This is a genomic window from Pseudoduganella aquatica (assembly GCF_009857595.1).
GTDB lineage: Bacteria > Pseudomonadota > Gammaproteobacteria > Burkholderiales > Burkholderiaceae_D > Rugamonas > Rugamonas aquatica_A.
Map to the genome: position 1 here is coordinate 12479 of NZ_WWCU01000043.1, position 22615 is coordinate 35093.

The 22615-nt window shown below is 66.7% G+C and carries 21 protein-coding genes; 14 read left to right on the forward strand and 7 right to left on the reverse strand.

Features of this window, described 5'->3' with window-relative positions; all coding sequences use genetic code 11:
* Positions 1 to 11: 11 nt before the first annotated feature.
* Both GTP77_RS25535 and GTP77_RS25540 read right to left on the reverse strand, forming a co-directional pair.
* Positions 12 to 1028 carry an NAD-dependent epimerase/dehydratase family protein gene (locus GTP77_RS25535; protein ID WP_161074973.1) on the reverse strand — a complete coding sequence of 339 codons (1017 nt, stop codon included), beginning with the start codon at positions 1026 to 1028 and terminating at the stop codon, positions 12 to 14.
* Positions 1025 to 2392 (reverse strand): UDP-glucose dehydrogenase family protein, encoded by a 1368-nt coding sequence (locus GTP77_RS25540; protein ID WP_161074974.1) that lies wholly within the window; start codon positions 2390 to 2392, stop codon positions 1025 to 1027. The genes GTP77_RS25535 and GTP77_RS25540 overlap by 4 nt, the downstream gene beginning before the upstream one ends.
* 164 nt (positions 2393 to 2556) lie before the next feature.
* Between GTP77_RS25540 and GTP77_RS25545 the strand changes: the two genes are divergently transcribed.
* From GTP77_RS25545 to GTP77_RS25570, 6 genes are all read left to right on the forward strand, one after another.
* A complete protein-coding gene (locus GTP77_RS25545; RefSeq protein WP_161074975.1) occupies positions 2557 to 3768 on the forward strand; it encodes a glycosyltransferase family 4 protein in 1212 nt (403 codons plus the stop codon).
* Positions 3765 to 4946 carry a TIGR03088 family PEP-CTERM/XrtA system glycosyltransferase gene (locus GTP77_RS25550; RefSeq protein WP_229202366.1) on the forward strand — a complete coding sequence of 394 codons (1182 nt, stop codon included), beginning with the start codon at positions 3765 to 3767 and terminating at the stop codon, positions 4944 to 4946. Before GTP77_RS25545 ends, GTP77_RS25550 begins: the two co-directional genes overlap by 4 nt.
* Complete coding sequence (locus GTP77_RS25555) at positions 4943 to 6604, forward strand: glycosyltransferase family 39 protein (RefSeq protein WP_161074976.1); 1662 nt, start codon at positions 4943 to 4945, stop codon at positions 6602 to 6604. Before GTP77_RS25550 ends, GTP77_RS25555 begins: the two co-directional genes overlap by 4 nt.
* Before the next feature lie 123 nt (positions 6605 to 6727).
* Positions 6728 to 8326, forward strand: a complete 1599-nt coding sequence (locus GTP77_RS25560) for a methyl-accepting chemotaxis protein (protein WP_161074977.1) — start codon at positions 6728 to 6730, stop codon at positions 8324 to 8326.
* Positions 8327 to 8397: 71 nt separating this feature from the next.
* Positions 8398 to 8727, forward strand: a complete 330-nt coding sequence (locus GTP77_RS25565; protein ID WP_161074978.1) for a hypothetical protein — start codon at positions 8398 to 8400, stop codon at positions 8725 to 8727.
* Entirely contained in the window at positions 8724 to 9011 is a 288-nt protein-coding gene (locus GTP77_RS25570) for a 2Fe-2S iron-sulfur cluster-binding protein (RefSeq protein ID WP_161074979.1), read from the forward strand. Before GTP77_RS25565 ends, GTP77_RS25570 begins: the two co-directional genes overlap by 4 nt.
* A 7-nt stretch (positions 9012 to 9018) precedes the next feature.
* Here GTP77_RS25570 and GTP77_RS25575 read toward each other — a convergent pair whose 3' ends face one another.
* Positions 9019 to 9354: a hypothetical protein gene (locus GTP77_RS25575; RefSeq protein WP_161074980.1), complete on the reverse strand. Its 336-nt coding sequence runs from the start codon at positions 9352 to 9354 to the stop codon at positions 9019 to 9021.
* 94 nt (positions 9355 to 9448) lie between these two features.
* Between GTP77_RS25575 and GTP77_RS25580 the strand changes: the two genes are divergently transcribed.
* On the forward strand, positions 9449 to 9718 hold the full coding sequence (locus GTP77_RS25580; protein WP_161074981.1) for a ubiquitin family protein: 270 nt from the start codon (positions 9449 to 9451) through the stop codon (positions 9716 to 9718).
* A gap of 2 nt (positions 9719 to 9720) precedes the next feature.
* Positions 9721 to 10809 carry a WD40/YVTN/BNR-like repeat-containing protein gene (locus tag GTP77_RS25585; RefSeq protein WP_161074982.1) on the forward strand — a complete coding sequence of 363 codons (1089 nt, stop codon included), beginning with the start codon at positions 9721 to 9723 and terminating at the stop codon, positions 10807 to 10809.
* 9 nt (positions 10810 to 10818) lie between these two features.
* Here the strand turns inward: GTP77_RS25585 and GTP77_RS25590 are convergent, their stop codons facing one another.
* Entirely contained in the window at positions 10819 to 11424 is a 606-nt protein-coding gene (locus GTP77_RS25590; protein ID WP_161074983.1) for a TetR/AcrR family transcriptional regulator, read from the reverse strand.
* A 121-nt stretch (positions 11425 to 11545) separates the two neighbouring features.
* Between GTP77_RS25590 and GTP77_RS25595 the strand changes: the two genes are divergently transcribed.
* Positions 11546 to 12568 (forward strand): MBL fold metallo-hydrolase, encoded by a 1023-nt coding sequence (locus tag GTP77_RS25595; protein WP_223149399.1) that lies wholly within the window; start codon positions 11546 to 11548, stop codon positions 12566 to 12568.
* Between the two features lie 285 nt (positions 12569 to 12853).
* On the opposite strand, the gene GTP77_RS25600 is transcribed toward GTP77_RS25595, so the two are convergent.
* Both GTP77_RS25600 and GTP77_RS25605 read right to left on the reverse strand, forming a co-directional pair.
* Positions 12854 to 13180, reverse strand: a complete 327-nt coding sequence (locus tag GTP77_RS25600) for a hypothetical protein (RefSeq protein WP_161074985.1) — start codon at positions 13178 to 13180, stop codon at positions 12854 to 12856.
* Positions 13181 to 13298: 118 nt separating this feature from the next.
* Positions 13299 to 15773 (reverse strand): TonB-dependent receptor, encoded by a 2475-nt coding sequence (locus GTP77_RS25605; protein ID WP_161074986.1) that lies wholly within the window; start codon positions 15771 to 15773, stop codon positions 13299 to 13301.
* Between the two features lie 218 nt (positions 15774 to 15991).
* Here GTP77_RS25605 and GTP77_RS25610 point away from each other — a divergent pair, with 218 nt between their 5' ends.
* From GTP77_RS25610 to GTP77_RS25630, 5 genes are all read left to right on the forward strand, one after another.
* Complete coding sequence (locus GTP77_RS25610; RefSeq protein ID WP_161074987.1) at positions 15992 to 16969, forward strand: LacI family DNA-binding transcriptional regulator; 978 nt, start codon at positions 15992 to 15994, stop codon at positions 16967 to 16969.
* A 114-nt stretch (positions 16970 to 17083) separates the two neighbouring features.
* Entirely contained in the window at positions 17084 to 19411 is a 2328-nt protein-coding gene (locus GTP77_RS25615; RefSeq protein WP_161074988.1) for a glycoside hydrolase family 65 protein, read from the forward strand.
* Entirely contained in the window at positions 19408 to 20046 is a 639-nt protein-coding gene (gene pgmB, locus GTP77_RS25620) for a beta-phosphoglucomutase (protein WP_161074989.1), read from the forward strand. The genes GTP77_RS25615 and pgmB overlap by 4 nt, the downstream gene beginning before the upstream one ends.
* A 30-nt stretch (positions 20047 to 20076) precedes the next feature.
* Entirely contained in the window at positions 20077 to 21345 is a 1269-nt protein-coding gene (locus GTP77_RS25625) for an MFS transporter (protein ID WP_161074990.1), read from the forward strand.
* Positions 21346 to 21355: 10 nt separating this feature from the next.
* Positions 21356 to 22366 carry a substrate-binding domain-containing protein gene (locus tag GTP77_RS25630; RefSeq protein WP_161074991.1) on the forward strand — a complete coding sequence of 337 codons (1011 nt, stop codon included), beginning with the start codon at positions 21356 to 21358 and terminating at the stop codon, positions 22364 to 22366.
* Positions 22367 to 22376: 10 nt separating this feature from the next.
* Here GTP77_RS25630 and GTP77_RS25635 read toward each other — a convergent pair whose 3' ends face one another.
* A complete protein-coding gene (locus tag GTP77_RS25635; protein ID WP_161074992.1) occupies positions 22377 to 22583 on the reverse strand; it encodes a hypothetical protein in 207 nt (68 codons plus the stop codon).
* Positions 22584 to 22615 lie beyond the last annotated feature (32 nt).

A 22615-nucleotide genomic window follows, 5' to 3' on the forward strand; every position in this document is an offset into this window, starting at 1 on the left:
CAGCCGGCGCGTCAGCCGGCTGTCGTTGGCGCTGCCGCGTCGCGCTGCGCGCGCCACGGCAGATACCAGTCGCGGAAGCGGGACAAGCCCGTTTCCAGCGTGGTGGTGGGCGCGAAGCCCACCCAGCCGCGCAGCTTGTCGATGGCGGCATAGGTGGCGGGCACGTCGCCCGGCTGCATCGGCTGGAAATTCATTTTCGCTTCCACGCCCAGCACCTTCTCCAGCGTCTGGATGAACTCCAGCACGCGCACCGGCTGGTGGTTGCCGATGTTGAACACGGCGTGCGGCACCGCGCCTTCGCCGGCCGGCTGCGGCTTGTGCAGCAGCCGCACCACGCCTTCCACGATGTCGTCGATATAGGTGAAGTCGCGGCTCAATTTGCCTTCGGCGAACACGGGTATCGCTTCGCCGCGCATCATCTTCTCGGCAAAGCTGAAGTAGGCCATGTCCGGCCGGCCCCAGGGTCCGTAGACGGTGAAGAAGCGCAGGCCGGTGGCGGGCAGGCCGAACAGGTGGCTGTAGGAATGCGCCATCAGCTCGTTGGCCTTCTTGGTGGCGGCGTACATGGACACCGGGCCGTCGCAGCGGTCGTCCTCGCTGAACGGCAGGCTGGCGTTGGCGCCGTACACGCTGCTGCTGCTGGCGTACAGCAGGTGCTGCACCTTGTGGTGGCGGCACGCTTCCAGCATATGGCCGAAGGCCACCAGGTTGGACTGCACATAGGCGGCCGGATTGTCCAGCGAGTAGCGCACGCCGGCCTGCGCGGCCAGGTGCACCACCAGCGCCGGCTGCTCGCGCTCGAACAGCGCCTGCACCTGCACGCCGTCGGCCAGCTCCACGTTGTGGCAGGCCACGCCGGCCGGGGCCAGCAGCGTTTGCACGCGGCCGGTTTTCAGGCGCGGATCGTAATAGTCGTTGAAGTTGTCGCAGCCGACCACGGCGTGGCCCATGGCGGCCAGGCGCGCCGCCACGGCGCTGCCGACAAAGCCGGCCGCGCCGGTCACCAGCACTTTTTGCGCGGCGTTCATGGATGGACGGCGTGGTTGATGCGTCCTATGCCTTCATAGGACAGGCCGGCAGCGCTGACCGCTTCCAGGTCGTAGATGTTGCGGCCGTCGAACACCGCCTTGTCGCGCAGCTGCTCGGCCAGGTAGCGGAAGTCCGGCGAACGGAATTCCTTCCACTCGGTCACCAGCACCAGCGCGTCGGCGCCGGCGGCCGCCTCCTTGGCCGAGGCGGCCAGGAACAGCAGGTCGGCGCAGCGCGCCTGGCCGTGCTCGGCCAGCAGCAGGCGCTCGGCCTCGGCGCTGGCCACCGGATCGTAGGCGCGCACCTTGCAGCCGGCCGCGAACAGCGCGCGTATCAGCACCAGGCTGGGCGCTTCGCGCATGTCGTCGGTGTTGGGCTTGAAGGCCAGGCCCCACAGCGCGATGGTCTTGCCGTGCAGCGCGCCGGCGCTGCCGTAATGGCGCACCAGCTTGTCGAACAGCACATTCTTCTGGCGCTCGTTGACGTCCTCGGTGGCCTGCAGGATGCGCAGCGGCTGGTCATGGTCGGCGCCGGTGCGTATCAGCGCCTTCACGTCTTTCGGGAAGCAGGAGCCGCCGTAGCCCATGCCGGCGTACAGGAACTGCGGGCCGATGCGCGGGTCCTTGCCCATGCCCAGGCGCACCGACTCGATGTCCGCGCCCAGCAGCTCGGCCAGGTTGGCCAGCTCGTTCATAAAGCTGATGCGGGTGGCCAGCATGGCGTTGGCGGCGTACTTGGTCAGCTCGGCGCTGCGCACGTCCATCTCGATGAATTTCTCGTGCTGGCGGCTGAACGGCGCGTACAGCAGGCGCATCTGCTTGAGCGCGGCCGGGTTGTCGCTGCCGACGATAATGCGGTCCGGGCGCGTGAAGTCCTCCAGCGCCGCGCCTTCCTTCAGGAACTCGGGATTGCTCACCACGTCGAACTGCACCTCGGCGCCGCGCTTGGCCAGCTCGCCGGCGATGGCGTCGCGCACCTTGTCGCCGGTGCCGACCGGCACGGTGGACTTGTCGACCACGATCACCGGGCGGGTGATGCGCTGGCCTATGCTGCGCGCGGCGGCCAGGATGTACTGCAGGTCGGCGCTGCCGTCCTCGTCCGGCGGCGTGCCCACCGCCAGGAAGATCACGTCGGCATGCGCCACCGCGTCGTCGTAGCTGGTGGAGAACAGCAGCCGGCCGGCGGCGGCGTTGCGCGCCACCAGCGTATCGAGGCCGGGTTCATGGATGGGGATGCCGCCGCTGTTCAGGAGAGCGATCTTGCGCTCGTCCACGTCCAGGCACAGCACAGTGTTGCCAACATCGGCGAAACAGGCGCCGGTCACGAGACCGACATAGCCCGAACCTATCACAGAAATATTCATATAGTGTGCCCGTAGACTGGAACGCCGGGGGAGGCGAGGGGAGGAATGTGCTTGGCCGTCCAAGCGTAGCTCTTGCGTAATTGTACTTTCAATTTTATTATCAGTAAACGTGCCGCAGTGCGGCGTAAACGCCCACCGTCTGCCCACCGTCCGCTACCCATAAAATGAAGCTACTTACCTTCAGCACCTTATTTCCCAACGAGCAACAACCCGGCCACGGTATCTTTGTCGAAACCCGGCTACGCTATCTGCTGGCCAGCGGCCAGGCCACCTCGCGCGTGGTCGCGCCGGTGCCGTGGTTCCCGTCCAGCAATCCGCGTTTCGGCCAGTACGCCACCTATGCCAAAGTGCCGCGGCACGAGGAGCGGCACGGCATACAGGTGAGCCATCCGCGCTATGTCAGCCTGCCCAAGGTGGGCATGCGGGTGGCGCCGCTGCTGCTGGCGCGCGCCGCCAAAGCCGAGATCGGCCGCATCCTGGACGAAGGCTATGACTTCGATTTGATCGACGCGCACTATTTTTATCCGGACGGCGTGGCGGCGGTCATGCTGGGCAAGTACTTCAACAAGCCGGTGGTGATCACCGCGCGCGGCACGGACATTAATTTGATCCCGCAATATTCTTTGCCTAAACGCATGATTTTGTGGGCTGCGCGCAACGCCCAGGGCATGATTACCGTGTGCCAGGCCTTAAAAGATGAAATGGTGCAGCTCGGGGTGGCGGCGGACCGCGTGACGCCGCTGCGCAACGGCGTGGATTTGCAGCGTTTCGCACCGTTGCCGGAACGCGACGCGGTGCGCAGCGAACTGGGCCTGGACCGCTACACCCTGCTGTCGGTCGGCTACCTGATCGAACGCAAGGGCCACGAACTGATTATCGCGGCCTTGCCGGCCTTGCCGGACGCGGAACTGCTGATCGCCGGCAGCGGCCCGGACCGGGCCAAGCTGGAAGCGCTGGCGGCGCAGCTGGGCGTGTCCGACCGGGTGCGCTTCCTCGGCCCGGTGGCGCAGCCGGAACTGAAGCGCTATTACAACGCGGCCGACGCCATGGTGCTGGCCTCCAGCCGCGAAGGCTGGGCCAATGTGCTGCTGGAGGCCATGGCCTGCGGCACGCCGGTGGTGGCCAGCAATGTGTGGGGCACGCCGGAAGTGGTGGCCGCGCCGGCGGCCGGCGTGCTGATGCGCGAACGCACGCCGCTGGGCGTGGCCGACGCGGTCAAGGCGCTGCGCGCCGCCCCGCCCGAGCGCGCCGACACCCGCCGCTACGCCGAGCTGTTCAGCTGGGACGCCACCACCGAGGGCCAGCTGCGCCTGTTCCGCGACATCCTGCAGGGCCGCAGCTCGCCCGTGTGGCAGCCGAGCGGAGTGCGTCCTTGAGCGCACCGTTGAGCCCGCCGCCGGGCGCGCAGGCCGATACCCGTCCGCTGGTGCTGCACGTGATCCACCACCTGGTGATGGGCGGGCTGGAGAACGGCCTGGTCAACCTGATCAACACCATGCCGCCGGAACGCTACCGCCACGCCATTGTGTGCGTGGAGAACTACAACGACTTCCGCCTGCGCATCGCGCGCGCCGACGTGGAAGTGATTGCGCTGCACCGCTCGCGCATCGGCATCTGGCGCATGCGGCTGGAAATGCTGCGCCTGTTCCGCCGCCTGCGGCCGGCCATCGTCCATTCGCGCAATATGTCGGGACTGGACGCGCTGCTGCCGGCGCGCCTGGCCGGGGTGCGCACCTGCGTGCACGGCGAGCACGGCTGGGACGTGGGCGACCTGGACGGCAGCCAGTGGAAGCCGGCGCTGCTGCGCCGCCTGCACGCGCCGCTGGTGGACCGCTACATCACCGTGTCGCAGGACCTGGCGCGCTACCTGGCGCGCCGCGTCGGCGTGGCGCAGCCGCGCATCCGCCAGGTCTACAACGGCGTGGACACCGCGCGCTTCGCCCCGCGCACGCCCGGCGCGCCGCGCCCCGCGCTGCCGGACGGCTTTGCCGGCCCGGACGATATCCTGATCGGCACCGTCGGCCGCCTGCAGCCGGTGAAGGACCAGGCCACGCTGCTGCGCGCCTTCGCCCGCCTGCGCGAAACGCAGCCGGCGCTGTGGCCGCGCCTGCGCCTGGCCATTGTCGGCGGCGGGCCGCTGGAAGCGGAACTGCAGGCGCTGGTGACGGAACTGGACGTGGGCGCGCAAGTGTGGCTGCCCGGCGCGCGCGACGACGTGCCCGCCATCCTGGCCAGCTTCGACGTGTTCGTGCTGCCCTCGCTGTCCGAGGGCATCTCCAACACCATCCTGGAAGCCATGGCCTGCGGCCTGCCGGTGCTGGCCACCGGCGTGGGCGGCAACCTGGAACTGGTGAAGGACGGCGTCTGCGGCCGCTTCTTCACCCCCGGCGACGTGGACGCGCTGAGCGGCCTGCTGGCGGCCTACGGCGGCGACGCCGGGCTGCGCGGCGCGCACGGCGCGGCGGCGCGCCAACTCGCAGTGGAGGAATTCAGCATGGCGGCCATGGTCAACAACTATATGGCGGTGTACGACAGCGCAGGGAAGCGCTCATGACGCCTCCGCTCAACACCCCGCGCAGCACCTTGTTGATCCACCTGCTGCTGGCCGCGCTGGTGGGCCTGCTGTTCATGGGCGCGCACGCGGACGGATCCTACTGGTGGAGCGACGCGCCGCGCCACGCCCTGAACGGCGTCTTCGTCAAGGACCTGGTGGCCGCTGCGCCCTGGTCCGACCCGTCGCGCTACGCCTACGACTACTACGCGCAGTACCCGGCGCTCACCATCCTGTTCTACCCGCCGCTGTTCTACGCCATCAGCGCGCCGTTCTACGCCCTGTTCGGCGTGTCCGAAGCGACCGCGCTGCTGGTGGTGGCGCTGCACTACGTGGCCTTCGCCTGGGGCGCGTGGGCGCTGTTCCGCAACTGGCTGCCGGCCTGGCACGCGGCGCTGGCCGCCGCCGCGCTGGCGGCGCTGCCGGAGATCGCCTTCTGGGGCCGCCAGGTGATGCTGGAAGTGCCCAGCCTGGCCTTCTTCATCTGGAGCGCGGTGCTGTTTACGCGCTACCGGCGCACGGCGCGCCCGCTGCTGCTGTACGGCGCGGCCGCCTTGCTGCTGCTGGCCATGTACACCAAGCTGACGGCCGGCTTCCTGGCGCTGGCCTACGCCGGCACCCTGCTGTACGAACGCCGCGCCGCCATGCTGAAGGACCGCCACCTGTGGCTGGCCGCGCTGCTGGCCTGCATCGGCCTGGTGCCGCTGCTGGTGCTGACGGTGAAGTTCGGCCAGGCCAACATCCAGTCCGCGTCCGGCATCAACGACTCGCTGGTGTCGCGCAATTCGCTGGCCGGCTGGCTGTGGTATCTGCGCCAGTTCCCCGGCCAGATGGGCTGGGCCGTGCTGGCGGCGGCCGCCGCCGGGCTGCTGGCCGGCGCCGTGGCGGCAGTGCGCCGGCGCGGCCTGGACGGACTGGGCAGTGCCGGAGGGGAGGGCGGCCTGAGCCGTGGCGACCTGGTGTTCTGGCTGCTCTGGCTGCTGGCAGGCTATCTGTTTTTCTCGGCCATCGACCTGAAGGAAGCGCGCCACAGCGTGTTCATCCTGCCGCCGCTGGTGCTGGCCGCCGCGCTGCTGCTGGCGCGCCTGCCACGGCCGTCCTGGCAGCTGGCGGCGCTGGCCGCGCTGGCCGGCGCGGCGCTGCTGCAGACCACGCTGCTGCGTCCGGTGCCCTATGTGCGCGGCTTCGCCGAGGCCGCGCGCCTGGTCGCCGCGCAGGCGCCCAGGGACAGCAGCGTGCTGTTCTCCGGCTACCGCGACGGCTCCTTCGTGTTCAATATGCGCACCCACGAGGAGCGCCGCGACCTGACCGTGGTGCGCGCGGACAAGATCCTGCTGAACGTGGCCGTGCGGCGCGAGCTGGGCGTGACGGAGCACGACCTGAGCGAGGACGACATCCTGCGCCAGATCCAGGACCTGAACGTGAGCTACCTGGTGGTGCAGCCCGGCTTCTGGAACGACCTGGCGGTGATGCAGCGCTTCGAGCGCGTGCTGGCGCAGGCCCGGTTCGAGGTGGTGGCGCGCATCCCCACGCCGAACAACGTCAAGGCCTATGAGAAGGAGCTGGTGGTCTACCGCAACAAGGCGCCGTCCGGCCGCCGCGCCGGGCCGCGCAAGCTGGACCTGCCCATCATCAACCGCAGCATCGACGCCGGGCGCTAAAAAAATTCACGATTGCAACAATTGGAGATAATTCGGGGCAAATCGCTGGCTATACTGAAACTTCCCCAGCGAGCCCCTGCCCCCGCCTCGCGTATCGACCGCCCACTCCAGCGAGGATATGCGATGCGCCAGAACACCCCTGTCACACAGAACGAATACGTCCTCGAGGACGGCAAGACCATCGTCTCGACCACCGATTTGCAGGGCAATATCAACTATGCGAATCCCTATTTCATTGAAGTAAGCGGCTTCCAGGAAGCCGAGCTGCTGGGCGCGCCGCAGAACATCCTGCGCCACCCGGACATGCCGGCCGAAGCCTTTGCCGACCTGTGGGCCACCATCAAGGGCGGCATGCCGTGGACCGGCATGGTGAAGAACCGCTGCAAAAACGGCGACTACTACTGGGTGCTGGCGAATGTGACGCCGGTGGTGGAAAACGGCCGCCCGGTGGGCTATATGTCGGTGCGCACCAAGCCCAGCCGCGAGCAGGTGGCGCAGGCATCCGAGCTGTACCGCGAGATCCGCAACGGCAACCCGAACGGCCTGCGCATCCGCAACGGCCGCGTGCTGCGCAGCGACGTGCTGGCGCGCTTCAATGAACTGCGCAAGCTGTCCGTGGCCAGCCACCTCGGCATCAACTGCGCCTGGCTCAGCGCCAGCATGCTGGTGTTCGCGGCGGCCTTCTGGAGCATGGACGGCGCCTACGGCGGCTGGCTGGGCGGCGCCGCGCTGCTGGCGGCGGCCATCGTGCTGTATTTCTGGTACAGCCTGCACCGCGCCATCGTCGCGCCGCTGGCGCGCGCCACCGCGGCGGCCCGCAAGATGGCGGGCGGCGACCTGACCGGCGTGATCGACGTGCCGCGCGACGACGACATGGGCCAGCTGCTGGCCGCGCTGCGCCAGATGAATGTGAACCTGCACAGCATCATCGGCGACGTGCGCAGCAATTTCGACGAGATCAAGCAGGCCACCACCGAGATCGCCAGCGGCAACCAGGACCTGTCCGGCCGCACCGAGTCGCAGGCCAGCAGCCTGCAGCAGACCGCCGCCAGCATGGAGCAGCTCACCACCAATGTGCAGCAGAGCGCCACCAGCGTGGCCAGCGCCAACGAGCTGGCCGAGGCCGCCTCGCACATCGCCGAGCAGGGCGGCAACATCGTGTCGCAGGTGGTGACGACGATGGACGACATCAGCACTTCCTCGCGCAAGATCCTGGACATTATCGGCCTGATCGACGGCATCGCCTTCCAGACCAATATCCTGGCCCTGAACGCGGCGGTGGAGGCGGCGCGGGCCGGCGAGCAGGGGCGGGGCTTCGCCGTGGTGGCCAGCGAGGTGCGCAACCTGGCGCACCGCTCGGCCAGCGCGGCCAAGGAGGTCAAGGAGCTGATCGATTTGTCGATCGAGAAGGTGAGCGCCGGATCGGTGCTGACCGGCAGCGCGGGCGCCACCATGAGCGAGGTGATCAAGTCCGTGAGCCGCGTGACCAGCGTGATGGACGAGATCTCCACCGCCACCAAGGAGCAGGGCAACGGCATCGTGCAGGTCAACCAGGCGGTGATACAGATAGACGACATCACGCAGCAGAACGCGGCGCTGGTGGAGCAGGCGGCGGCCGCCGCCACCAGCCTGGCCCACCAGACCGAATGCGTGGCGCAGGCGATGGCGGTGTTCAAGCTCAAGGAACTGGCCGGCGCCGCCAGGGTGCGCCAGCTGGCCTGACGGCGCAGCGGGCAAGGGGCGCGGGCCAAGTCGGTGTAAGATGCACGGAGTAATTCATCCGGGAAACTTTTATGCGTCTGACCATCATCCTGGCGGCCCTGCTGGCCGCCGCCCATGCCGCCGCCGCGCCGGCTTCCAGCGCGCCCGCCGCCAACCCGCGCCTGGACGGCGTGAAGCAAATCGAGCGCAACGCCTGCGTACGCGCCGGCAACACGGGGCCGGGCGCGCCGCGCAACCTCAAGCTGGTGCCGAAATACTGCGAGTGCGTGTCCAGCCACTACTGGGACAGCGTGCCGCAAGCCGAAGTGGAAGAACTGATGAACAACGGCCAGTCCGCCGCCATCGACCGCAAGAAGGACGAGCGCCTGGCCGCCGCGCGCAGCGCCTGCCAGGTGAAATGAAGGTCAGCCTGAGCATGCAGGGCTGGCAGTTCGAGACCGACGGCGCCGCCACCGTGCTGATGGCGGCGCAGCAGGCCGGCATCCGCCTGCCCAGCTCCTGCCGCAACGGCACCTGCCGCACCTGCATCTGCCACATGGGCAGCGGCAGCGTGCGCTACCTGGTCGAATGGCCGGGCCTGAGCGCCGACGAAAAGCGCGAAGGCCACATCCTGCCCTGCGTGGCCGTGGCCCAGTCCGACCTGGAACTGGCGGTGCCGGCCGCGCGCCGCATCGACGCGGCCTAAGGCGGGGTCAATCGGGCTCGCCGCCGCCCATATCGCCCAGATCGCCCCGGCGCAGCCTGCCCAGCAGCGCATCGGCCGTGCCGCTCAGCGGCAAGCCGTGCTGGCGCAGCATCTGGATGTGCAGCACCAGATTCTCCAGCACCAGCTTGGCCGCCACCGCCATCAAGGTCAGGCGGCGGTCCTCCTCGCTGAACGACTCCATGGCGTCGGCCATGTCGACCAGGTGGCTGGCCACCAGGCCGCGCAAATCCTGTTCGTCGAAAGGCAGGTCGGCGAAATCGATCGGGTCCTCCTGCTCCACCTCCAGCATCAGCGTTTCCAGTTCCGCACGCGTGATCGACATGTGTTGCTCCTGTGGTTGCCCTGATTGCATTTTAGTCCCAAGCGCCCCCGATACGCGCTAGAATTTCCGGTCCAGGAGCCTGGTGGAGCCACGCATGGCGCAGATTATCTTTACGCAGCAACTAGCCCGCTTCCTGCCCGTACCCCGGATCGAGGTGCAGGCCGCCGACCTGCGCGCCGCGCTGGCCGCCGCCTTCGAGGGCAAGGAGCGCCTGCGCGGCTACGTGCTCGACGACCAGGGCTGCCTGCGCGAAAACGTCGTCATCTTCATCGACGGCCAGCGCAGCCGCGACCGCAAGCGGCTGGACGACCCGCTGCGGCCCGATTCCCAGATCTATATCTTGCAAGCACTTTCAGGAGGCTGACCATGGCAGACCGCGCATACCTCGCAACCCGCAAGGGCCTGTTCGAACTGGCGCCGCGGAACGGCGTGTGGCAGCTGGAGGGCCACCATTTCCTTGGCGAGCCGGTCAGCCAGGTGCTGGCGGACGAGCGCGACGGCACGCTGTACGCCGCGCTCAACCTGGGCCACTTCGGCACCAAGCTGCACCGGCGCGACGCCGGCAGCGACGGCTGGACCGAAGTGGGCGTGCCGGTCTATCCGCCCAAGCCGGAAGGCAGCGACGACACGGTGGACTGGACGCTGCGCCAGATCTGGTGCCTGGAAGCGGGCGGCAAGGACGAGCCGGGCGTGCTGTGGGCCGGCACCTTGCCGGGCGGCCTGTTCAAGTCCAGCGACCGGGGCGACAGCTGGCAGCTGGTGGAATCCCTGTGGAACCTGCCCGAGCGCCGGCAGTGGATGGGCGGCGGCTACGACGTGGCGGGCATCCACAGCATCTGCGTCGATCCGCGCGACAGCCGCAGCATCCTGGTCGGCGTGTCGGTGGGCGGCGTGTGGCTCACCACGGACGGCGGCGCCAGCTGGCGCCTGCGCGCCAGCGGCATGGTGGCCGGCTATATGCCGCCCGAGCTGGCCGAAGACGGCGTGGCCCAGGACCCGCACCGCATCGTGCGCTGCGAAGGCGAGCCGGATAAATTATGGTGCCAGCACCACAGCGGCATCTGGCGCAGCGTGGACAACGGCGCGCGCTGGACGGAAGTGAAGGACGTGCAGCCGTCCAGCTTCGGCTTCGCGGTGGCGGTGCACCCGCGCGACGGCGACACGGCCTGGTTCGCGCCCGGCGTGGCCGACCAGCAGCGCATCCCGGTGGACGCGGCCATGGCCACCACGCGCAGCACCGACGGCGGCGCCAGCTTCACGGCGCAGCGCAACGGCCTGCCGCAGGAACACTGCTACGACCTGGTCTACCGGCACGGGCTGGCGGTGGCCGAGGACGGCAAAACGCTGCTGATGGGCTCCACCACCGGCGGCGTGTGGCTGTCGGCCAACGGCGGCGACTACTGGCAGACCATCTCCAGCAATATGCCGCCGGTGTACGCGGTCCGGTTTGGCTGAGTTGGCCGGCTACGCCGCGTAATAGGCCAGGAATATATCGGCCGCCGTCGCGATCAGGGCGGCTTCGGCGGCCGGCTCCAGCACCGGCTGGCCCATGGTCACCTGCGGCCAGAAGGCGAAGGCCTTCAGCTGGCCTTGCAGCAGATGCGAGGCGAACACCGGGTCCAGCGGCTTGAGCTTGCCGTCGGCCTGCGCCGCGCGCAGCCAGGCCGCCACGCCTTCCTCCTTGTCGGCCAGCCTGGCCACCATTTCCTGCGCCCGCTCCGGGTGGTGGATGCCCTCGGCGATGGCGACCCGCGCCAGGTCGAGGAAATAGCCGTCGCGCAGCAGCGCCATCTTGGTTCCCATCAGCTCCAGCAGTTGCGCGCGCAGCGGCTGGTCCGCGCGGTAGCGCAAGGCCTGCAGGGCCGCGCTGCTGTCCCACAGCTGCTGCAGGATATGGGCGAACAGCGCGTCCTTGCTGGGGAAATGGTTGTAGACGGTGCGCTTGGACACGCCGGCAGTGGCGGCGATCTTGTCCATGCTGGTGGCGTCGAAGCCGTTGGCGCGGAATTCGGCCACGGCGGCGCCGACGATGGCCTGGTGCTTGCGGTCGGTGAGGCGGGTAGTGTCCATGCAGGTATTTTACACCGGGTAGTTTACTTTCTCAAAAAATGAAACTACACTGTGCAGTGTACTTTTTGGCCTGCCGATGAAACGCCTCGCATCGCTCACCTTTCTAATGGGAATCCTGACCATGGCTTACTGCACCCTGTCCCCGCAAGAACTCGACCACGCCTCGCCGCAGTACCGCGACGGCAAATTCCGCAACCCGGTGCAGATGCACAAGGCCGGCTTCATGGGCACGCTGCGCATCCTGTACCGCATGGCCTTCGAAAAGCCCGCCGATACCGCGCCGGCCAAGGCGGTGCCGGTGCACGCCATCACGCGCGAGCAGCTGCTGGTGGCGCCCAACAACAGCGTATTCCGGCTGGGCCACTCGACCATCCTGCTCAAGCTCGACGGCGGGTTCTGGCTGACCGACCCGGTGTTCTCCGAGCGTGCTTCGCCGTTCCAATGGCTGGGACCGCAGCGTTTCCACCAGCCGCCGATCAGCATAGAGGAATTGCCGGCGCTGAAGGGCGTGATCCTGTCGCACGACCACTACGACCACCTGGACCACGCCGCCGTGCTGGCGCTGGCGGCCAAGACCGAGCACTTCCTCGCCCCGCTGGGCGTGGGCGACACGCTGGTCAAGTGGGGCGTGCCAGCCGCCAAGATGCAGCAGCTGGACTGGTGGCAATCGACCGCCGTGGACGGCGTGCGCCTGACGGCGACGCCGGCGCAGCATTTTTCGGGCCGGGGGCTAAGCGACGGCAACAAGACGCTGTGGGCCTCGTGGGTGATCCGGGCCGGCGGGCAGCGCATCTTCTTCAGCGGCGACACCGGCTACTTCAAGGGTTTTAAAGAGATCGGCGACAAATACGGCCCCTTCGACCTGACGATGCTGGAGACGGGCGCGTACGACCCGCAATGGCCGGACATCCACATGCAGCCCGAAGAAACGATGCAGGCCCATATCGACCTGCGTGGCAAGCTGCTCATGCCGATCCACAACGGCACCTTCGACCTGGCCATGCATGCGTGGAACGAACCGTTCGACCGCATCAGCGCCCTGGCCGAGCAGCGCGGCCAAGTGCTCGCCACCCCCGAGATCGGCCAGCAGCTCAACCTGCGCCACATCCCCGCCACCGGCAAATGGTGGCTGCAATCCCTCTAAGGCAAAGCAAGCCGAGCCGCATTCCCCTCACACCGGGGTCAGACCCCGAATGCGGAAAAATGCGGCTCAGCTCGCTTGTAGGAGTCCGCTGAGTGCTTCGGCTTTCGGGATGGGGCATAGAGGATTTGTCCTAATTGAAGGCGATTTGGTGGCGGCTAGGCTCTGGGAACAAAGCAAACTGAGCCGCACTGTAAGCATTTCGGGGTCTGACCCCGGGGGGAGGGGTCTGACCCCGGGGGGAGGGAAATGCGGCTGGGAGCGCTTGTAAGAGGCGGCTGAGGGGTGTCAGACTGTGACGTTGATGAGGCGGCCGACCGTCTGGCCTTGGGCGTTGACTTGGGGGGCGCGGGGCAGGCCGTCGAGGGTGGCGGGCACCGGTTTGGTGATCGTGCTGTCGAGCCGGACCGGGGCCGGCGTGGGGGCGTTGGCGCTCTCGGCCGCGCGGCTTGCTTTTTGCCGGGTGCTGAGCTGCTCCTGGTCTTTTGCCAGCTGCGCGCGGCTGTCCTGCAGCCGGCTGGCGTCCTGGTCCACACGCGTCTGGTCCTGCTGGACTTTACGTTCAGCAATCGCAACCGCATTGCGCAGCGTATTGACGGACGTGACGGTAACCACGGTGCACCCTCAGAGCGGACTGTATCTCAAGCGTAGGCCAAAATTGGCGAGGTTGCAATACAAAAAAAGGCAAGGCCGGAAGGGGACGGCCTTGCCCAAGCCTACAGGGGAGTTCCGTTTAGAAACGGTACAGCAGCGATCCTTCCACCGCCCGGCCGAACAGCGGACGCGCATTGATCGGGCCGCTGTTGCCACTGCTCAGGCGCGAGTTGCCTTCCGTTAGCCCCAGCTCGTTGTTGACGTTGGTGGCGGCCAGCCGCAGCTCGATCTTGTCGCCCAGCGAGAACAGCGCGCCCAGGTCCAGCGTGCGGTAGGACGGCAGGTATTGCAGATTGGCCTGGTCGGCCCAGCGCTCGCCGATCTTGGTGTAGGTGCCATACAGCTTGACCGAGTTGTCCTCGCCCAGCGGAATCTTGTACGTCGGCGTGAAGCGGAACTGCAGCTTGGGCTGGCGCTGCACCGTCTTGCCTTCGGTGGCCGGATTGTCCTTGTATTCGGACTTCTGGTAGTCGCCCGTCAAGGTCAGCGTCAGGTTGCGCACCGGGCGTACCGATACTTCCCACTCCAGGCCGTTGCCCTTGGAGCCGCTGGTGGAATTCAGAATGCTGCCGTTGGACAGGATTTGCTGGAAGGCGATGCCGTCGAACTCGGTGTGGAAGGCGTTGATGTAAGCGCTGTACAGCTCGCCCACCGTCTTGAAGCCCACTTCCAGCTGCTTGATTTTCGGCGTCGGCAGGCCGCTGCGGTCGTCCACCGCCTTCTGGCTGCCTGCGTTGCGCAGGTCGTCGAAGGTGATGAAGGTGTGGCCGGTGTTGGCGCGCGCGAACACGCTGGCGTCCTTGCTCAGCTTGTAGTTGCCGCCGATGGTGAAGGAGCTGGCCGTGTCCTTGCGGCCCAGCGCGGTGTAGGCGCCGTTGGGCATCGAGGTGCCGTTGTTGTACACGGTGAGCGGGTTGTTGTCGGTGTCGGCCGAGACCAGGTTGGAGACCGAGCCGTCGATCTTCTGCCGCTCGCGGCGCGCGCCGGCGTCGACCTTGATGCGCTCGTTCACCTTCCATTCATTGCTCACGTAGAAGGCGGTGTTGCTGCCGTCGTAGGACGCGTTCGGGGCGTAGAACACATTGCCGTCGGTGCCGTTGTTGGACACCACCACGCCGTTGTTGAGCTTGACGTTGATCAGGCTGGCGTTTGGCACGGCCGTCATCAGATGGCTGTTGCCCAGGTACCAGACGTCGTCCGAGGAGTAGCTGGCGAAATAGGCGCCCACGGTGACGGTGTTGCCCTGCATCCATTCGCGGCTGACGCGCAGCTCGTCCGTGAACGATTTCAGCTTTTTCTCCACCGCCCACAGGCCGGCCTGCACCACCTGGGTGCTGTCCGACACCGCGCCGCCGCCGTTGGTGAAGGTGGCCGTGGCCGACGTGGCCGGACGTCCCGCCGCCGCCAGCGTGGCCGCGTTGCCGTTGGCCGAGGCGATGGCCGCCGCCTTGTAGGCGCCCATGGTGAGCGGATTGTTGCCGGTGAACATGGCGATGGTGTTCATGTCCGCGTCGAAGCGGTTGAACTTGTTCGATACGGTCCAGCCGCTGAAGGTCTGGTCGAACTCGGCGCCGAAGACGTTGCCTTTCAGGCCGCGCCCGTCGCCCAGGTCGTAGGTCAGGGTCTTGCCGGGCGCCGCTTCCAGCGTGAAGCGGCGCATTTCGCCGCTCATCAAGGTGCCCTTGAGCGGGTCGAAGCCGGGGAAGGCGCTGATGCTGCGGCCTTCGTTGGCCGAGATCAGCGGCACGCCGGTGTAGAAGGCGTTCTTGTCGCTGGTGCTGCGGGTGTACAGCGTCAGTTCGCCCTGGTCCAGCTTGCGGGTCAGCGTGGCGGTGATCTGGTGGCCGTCGTCGGCCGGGAAGCCGGCGTCGCGCACGCCGTGCGCGGTGCGGTAGAAGCCGCCCACGCTGCCGTACCAGCCGTCGCCGATCTTGCCGCCGTAGTACAGGTCCACGCGGCGCAGTTCGCCGGTGCCGGCCGTGAAGCGGATGCTGCCTTCCGGCGTGTCCGTGCCCTTTTTCAGGATGAAGTTCATGGTCGCGCCCGGCTGGCCGCTGGAGAAGATGGTGCTCGGGCCGCCGCGCAGCACTTCCACGCGCTCGATGGTGTCGTCCAGGCGGAAGGCGGACGAGCCCTCGAAGAAGGACAGCGTGGGCACCGGATAGATGGGGTTGCCCTGCATTTGCACCGAGACGAAGGGCGAATCGGAGCCGGAGGGGAAGCCGCGCACTTCGATATTGGCGCCGGACTGGCCGCCGGTGGCTTCGGCGTACACGCCGGGCACCAGCTTCATCACGTCGGCGGTGCTGCTGGGCGAGGCCTGTTTCAGCTGTTCTTCGCTGGCGGTGGTGATGGAAAACGCCGAGTCGAGCTTGCGCACGCCGCGCGAGGCGGCCACGCCGGTCACCACCACTTGCTGCAGTTCGGCGGCCACGGAGTCCTTGGCCGGGGCGGCGGCGGGCGGTGTGGCGTCCTGCGCCTGTGCCGCCTGGTTCATCAGGGTCAGGACGGCCAGCGTCACTGACGACAACAGAAACTGTTTCGAGCTGTTCATATGCTTCTCTTTCTTATCGAGGTAATCGTGCTGTCTCACGGACATGATGCCACTGTCCACACGCTTCGCAGAGGTCATTGCTGCGACAGTGTAGCCATTAAATCCACAAATGATATCGATGTCAATAAAATTGTTATCGATGTCATTTGGTGTGTTGCGTGTCAAAAAATCTGTCATAATGCGTCGCAAGTACTGAAAAGAAGACAAGAAAGTAATGCATGCCTGCACCTAAGACCATGGAGGACCTGGCCAAGCTGGCGGGGGTATCGAAGATTACCGTGTCGCGTGCGCTGCGCGACAGCCCGCTGGTCACGCAGGAGACCCGCGACAAGGTGCGCCAGATTGCCAGCGAGCAGGGCTACCGCTTGAACGTGAGCGCGCGCAACCTGCGCATGCGCCGCAGCTATTCGGTGGCGGTGGTGGTGGAAATGACGCCCGTGAAGGGGCGGCCGATGTCGGACCCATATCCGCTGGAGCTGCTGGGCGGCATTACGCAGGAATTGACGACGGCCGGCTACAGCGTGGTGCTGACCTCCAAGCAGCTGTTGGACACGGCGCCGGTGCAGGGCGCGGACGGCATGATATTGCTGGGCCAGGGCTCGCACGGCGAGGCGGTGCACGCGCTGCAGAAGACCGGCCTGCCGCTGGTGGTATGGGGCGCGCCGGAGCCGGGTGGCGACTATATCGTGGTCGGCTCGGACAACCGGGCCGGCGGCGTCAGCGCCGCGCAGCGTTTTATCGACCTGGGCCGCCGCAAGCTGGTGTTCCTGGGCGACGTGGACCACGCCGAGGTGCAGGAGCGCTGCGCCGGCTTTATCGACGCGCTGGGCGGGCAGGGCACGGTGCACATCATGCGGCCCAAGGCCTTCACTTTCGAGGCCGGCTTTGACTGCATTTCCTCGCTGCTGAAGAAGAAGGGGCCGGTGTTCGACGGCGTGTTTGCCGCCAGCGACTCGCTGGCCATGGGCGCCATCCGGGCGCTGGCGGAAAAGAATATGCGGGTGCCGGAGTCGGTGTCCGTCATCGGCTACGACGACACGCCCAGCGCCGCCAGCTTCGTGCCGCCGCTGACCAGCGTGCACCAGTACCTGCGCGACGGCGGCGTGCTGCTGGCGAAAAAAATGCTGGGCCTGATCGAGTCCCAGCCTGTGCAGTCCGAAATGCTGCCGACCATGCTGATGGTGCGGCAGACTTAAGAGCAGTGATAACCCGCCGGGGTCGGACCCCGGCGGGTCCGACCCCAGCCTTAGCCGCTGGTTTTTTAAAAACCGAAATCCAAACCGGTTTGAATCATCGAAAGGACGAGTATCGTGCCCTCTAAACACACTTACCCGCTGGAACCGTGGTGCATCCGCGAGACCGCCTTCGATACCGCGTCGCACTTCCTTGACGAAACCCTGTTTGCGCTGGGCAACGGCTATATCGGCCTGCGCGGCACGCACGAAGAGGGCTACACCGGGCCGGCCGGCACCTCGCTGGACGGCACTTACCTCAACGGCTTCTACGAATCGGAAGCCATCCACTATCCGGAAGCGGCATACGGCCTGGCCAAGACCAACCAGTTCATGCTGAACGTGCCCAACGCCAAGGGCATTGCGCTGTGGCTGGAGGACGAGCGCTTCGATCCGCTGCAAGGCACCCTCAACAGTTACGAACGCATGCTGGATTTCCGCACCGGCGTGCTGCGCCGCGTGCTGGAATGGACCTCGCCGCAGGGCCGCCGCGTGGCCATCGCCAGCCGCCGCCTGGTCAGCATGACGGACAAGCACTTGTTCGCCATCGAATACGAAGTGACGCCGCTGAACTTCTCCGGCAAGGTGGTGCTGGTGTCCAGCGTGGACGGCGCGGTGAAGAACCTGGAGGCGGGCGACGACCCGCGCGTGGGCTCGGCCATCAGCGGCCAGTCGCTGGCGCTGGTGGACGCCGAACAGGCGCCGCATTTCTCCGCGCTCACGCAGCGCACCGTCAACAGCGGCTTCCAGCTGGTGAGCGCGGTGCAGACCGAGATGCGCGGCGTGTTCGAGCTGGCGCAGCGCCGTGATGGCGCGGATGGCCAGCGCCTGGAACAGGTCTACACCGTGGCCGCCATGCAGGGCGAAGCCATCCGCCTGAACAAATACGGCAGCTACCACAGCTCGCGCGACTATCCGGAAGCCGAGCTGCTGCCGCGCGCCAGGGCCACGCTGGCCGCCGCTGCGGACAAAGGCTTCCGCGCGCTGGCGCAAGAACAGGAGCACTACCTGGCCGACTTCTGGCAGCACGCCGACGTGGAGATCAGCGGCGACGACGCGCTGCAGCAGGGCATGCGCTTCAACCAGTTTCACCTGCTGCAATCGGCGGGGCGCGACGGCAAGACCAATATCTCGGCCAAGGGCGTGACCGGCGAGGGCTACGAGGGCCACTATTTCTGGGACACGGAAATCTACATCTTCCCCTTCTTCCTGTACTCCAAGCCGGAGATCGCCAAGAGCCTGCTGGAGTACCGCTACGCCGGCCTGCCGCTGGCGCGCGAGCGGGCGCGCCAGATGTCGCACGCCAAAGGCGCGCTGTACCCGTGGCGCACCATCGCCGGCGTGGAATGCTCGGCCTACTATCCGGCGGGCACCGCGCAATATCACATCAATGCGGACATCGCCTACTCCATCAAGCTGTACATGGAAGCGACGCGTGACGAGGACTACCTGCTGCAGTACGGCGCCGAGATCGTGCTGGAGACGGCGCGCATCTGGATGGGCATAGGCGCCTACGACCGCGCCGGCCGCTACTGCATCAACGAGGTGACGGGGCCGGACGAATACACGGCGCTGGTCAACAACAACTACTACACCAACGCCATGGCGCGCATGCATCTGAATTTCGCCGCCTCCATCGCCGAGCGCCTGGCGCAGGAACAGCCGGAGGCGTTCGCGCGCATCGCCGCGCTGGTGCAGCTGGATGCGGACGAAGTACCGCAATGGCGCCGCGCCGCCGCGCGGATGCTGCTGCCATATGACGAAGCGCTGCAGATCCACGCGCAGGACGACAGCTTCCTCGACAAGAAAGTATGGGACTTCGCCGGCACGCCGAAGGAGCACTATCCGCTGCTGCTGAACTACCACCCGCTGGTGATCTACCGTCACCAGGTATGCAAGCAGGCCGACGTGGTGCTGGCCCTGCTGCTGCTGAGCGACGAGTTCAAGCCGGAAGACAAGCGGCGCGACTTCGACTACTACGAGAAGGTGACCACGCACGATTCTTCGCTGTCGTCCTGCATCTTCAGCATCATCGCGGCGGAAGTGGGCTACCAGGACAAGGCCTACGATTACTTCATGGAGACCGCGCGCCTGGACCTGGACGACACGCACGGCAACACGCACTACGGCGTGCACACCGCCGCCATGGCCGGCACCTGGATGGGCGTGGCCTACGGCTTTGCCGGCATGCGCGTGGTGGACGGCGCGGTGCGTTTCGCCCCCACGCTGCCGAAGCAGTGGCGGCACTACCAGTTCAAGCTGCACCTGCAAGGCTGCCTGCTGCAGGTGCGCGTGGAGGCCGGCCGCACTGAGTACACCCTGCTGCACGGGGATGCGCTGGCCTTCAGCCACCGCGGCCAGCCGGTGGCGCTCAGCGCCGGCGACTATGTAAAGGAACTCGCATGAACAAGTTCGACGCAGTGATCTTCGACCTGGACGGCGTCATCACCGACACCGCGCGCTACCACTACCTGGCCTGGAAGCGCCTGGCCGAGACGCAGGGCGTGCCCTTCGACGAAGCCTTCAACGAGCACCTGAAAGGCATAGACCGCATGGGATCGCTGGACCTGATCCTGGCGTCGGCCGCGCGCAGCTACACGCAGGAGGAGAAGCTGGCGCTGGCCGACGAGAAGAACCGCCACTACGTGCAGCTGATTTCCACCATGTCCCCGGCCGACCTGCTGCCCGGCGCCGTGCCCGCGCTGGACGCCTGCCGCGCCGCCGGCCTGAAGATAGGCCTGGCCTCCGTGAGCAAGAACGCCTTTGCCGTGCTGGAGATGCTGGGCATTACCGGCAAGTTCGACTACGTGGTGGACGCGGCGAAGATCGCGAAAGGCAAGCCGGACCCGGAAATCTTCCTGAAGGCCGCGTCGGAACTGGGCGTGGCGCCGGAGCGCTGCCTGGGCGTGGAGGACGCGGTGGCCGGCGTGGCCTCCATCAAGGCGGCGGGCATGACGGCGCTGGGCGTGGGCGATCCGGCGGTGCTTACCCAGGCCGACCGCGTGATACCCGGCCTGGACCGCTTCAGCCTCGCCGTATAAAACTACAATCATAAAAATGCCGGAGACAACATGAACAAGCAGCGCATCCTGTTCGCCCTGTTTTTGATTTACTTCGTTTTCGCCATCCTGCTCAACAGCGTGGGCACGGTGATCCTGCAGGTCATCGCCAACTACGGCGTGAGCAAGTCCGGCGCCAGCGTGCTGGAAGGCTTCAAGGACCTGCCCATCGCCATCGTGTCCTTCCTGGTGGCGTCCTTCCTGCCGCGCATCGGCTACAAGAAGGCCATGCTGGCCGGGCTGGCGCTGGTGACCCTGGCCTGCGTGGCCATGCCGCTGTCGCCCGCCTTCCTCACCACCAAGCTGCTGTTCCTGTGCGTGGGCGTGGCCTTTGCGCTGGTGAAGGTGTCGGTGTATTCCACGCTGGGCCTGATCGCGGCGGACCGCAAGCAGCACGCCAGCATCATGAACACGCTGGAGGGCTTCTTCATGGTGGGCGTGCTCAGTGCCTACTGGGTGTTCGGCTACTTCATCGACTCCGACAATCCGCAGTCGCAAAGCTGGCTGCAGGTCTACTGGGTGCTGGCCGCCTTGTGCGCCATGACCTTCGCGCTGGTGCTCACCACGGAGTTCGACGAAAGCACCGCCGCGCTGCCGGCCGAGCGCAGCCTGGCGCAGGACTTCGCCGCCATGCTCAAGCTGTTCTTCAAGCCGCTGGTGTGCGTGTTCGTCATCACCGCCTTCCTGTACGTGTTGATCGAGCAGAGCGTGGGCACCTGGCTGCCCACCTTCAACAACGAAATCCTCAAGCTGCCGGCCGCCATGAGCGTACAGGTGACCAGCATCTACGCGGCCTGCCTGGCGGTGGGGCGCTTGTCGGCGGGCGTGCTGATGCGGCGCCTGAACTGGTATCCGGTGATGAACGCCTGCGTGCTGGGCATGGGCGCCATGGTGCTGCTGGCCCTGCCGCTCACGCACGACATTGCGCACAACCCCAACGTCAGCTGGTCCACCGCGCCGGTGGCGGCCTTCTTGTTCCCGCTGATCGGCCTGTTCATGGCGCCCATCTACCCCGGCATCAACTCCGTCATGCTCAGCTCCCTGCCCAAGAACCAGCACTCGGCCATGACCGGCCTGCTGGTGATTTTTTCCGCGCTGGGCGGCACCACCGGCTCGCTGATCACCGGCTATGTGTTCGGCAATTTCAGCGGCCACTTTGCCTTCTATCTGACGCTGGCGCCCATCTCTATCATCTTGATTATGTTGTATTTTTTCAAAAAATCGGTGGATGCCGGGGCGGACGGCTATGACGGCTCGGCTATAATCAGCGGTCAGCATTGAAGCTTCCGCCATGAACCTCAAGAGTCTTGCCGACTTGCTCGGCATGTCCAAAACCACCGTGAGCCGGGCACTGAACGGGTACCCGGAAGTGAACGTGCGCACGCGCGAGCGCGTGCTGGCGGCTGCGCGCGAGGCGGGCTACGAAGCCAATCCCATGGCGCGCGGGCTGGCGGTGGGGCGCACCAATGTGTTCGGCATTATCTACCCGCTGTTGCCGGCGGACCTGGGCGACGCCATGTTCCTGCACACGGTGGGCGGCATGACGGAGGCGCTGGAGGCGCGCAAGATGAACTTCATCATCGGCCCCGTATCGGCCGGCAACGAGCTGGCCTCCTACGAGCAGATCGTGCGCGGACGGCGCGTGGACGGCCTGGTGGTCAGCCGCACGCTAGTGCGCGACGAGCGCATCGCCTTTCTGAGCAAGGCGGGCTTTCCCTTCGTGGCGCACGGCCGCACCGCGCTGGACACGCCGTATGCCTGGTTCGACTACGACAACGAGGCGGGCATCCGCATGGCGGCGGCCTGTTTGCTGGAGCAGGGGCATCAGCGCATCGCGCTGCTGAGCGCCCCGCTGGAAATGAACTTCGCCTGCCAGCGCAATGACGCCTTCCTGGCCGCGCTGTCGGGCGCCGGCTTGCGTGCCGATCCGCGCTACCTGATTTCGGACACCATAGACCGCCGCAGCGGCTACCAGGCCATGCAGCAGCTGCTGGCCTGCTCGCCGCGCCCTACCGCCGTCATCGTGGACAACCATTTGTCCGGCGTGGGGGCGGTGCGTGCGCTGCTCGACGCGGGTGTGGAGATCGGCAAGGAGATGTCGATTATCGTCTGGGGCAGCCTGGCCGACACGCTGGCCGGCGCCAACGTCACCACGATAGACCAGCCCGACCCGGCGGGCGCCGGCAAGAAGATGATAGAAATGCTGCTGGCCCTGTCCACCGGCACCCCGGCCGGCGAACTGCAAGTGCTGTGGCAGCCCATCCTCCTCCCCGGCGCCACGGTCGGCCGCTGCCCCGCCTAAGGCGCACCTGCTACTTGCGGTGGCGCTGTGGCGGCTCGGGGTCTTGTTCGGGTTCGGATTCCGTCGCCAGGCGGTGCGAGACGGCGAAGATGTCCGTGAAGGTGCGGCGGCGGATTTCGTTTTGCAGCAGCTCGGCCAATGTGACGGGATCGAGCAGTCCGAGTTCACCGGCGTCGTGCACCAGTTGGTCGGGCAAGGAGATGTGTATGGTCGTCATGGTCCCTCCGGTTTGACCCAGCATAGGGGAAG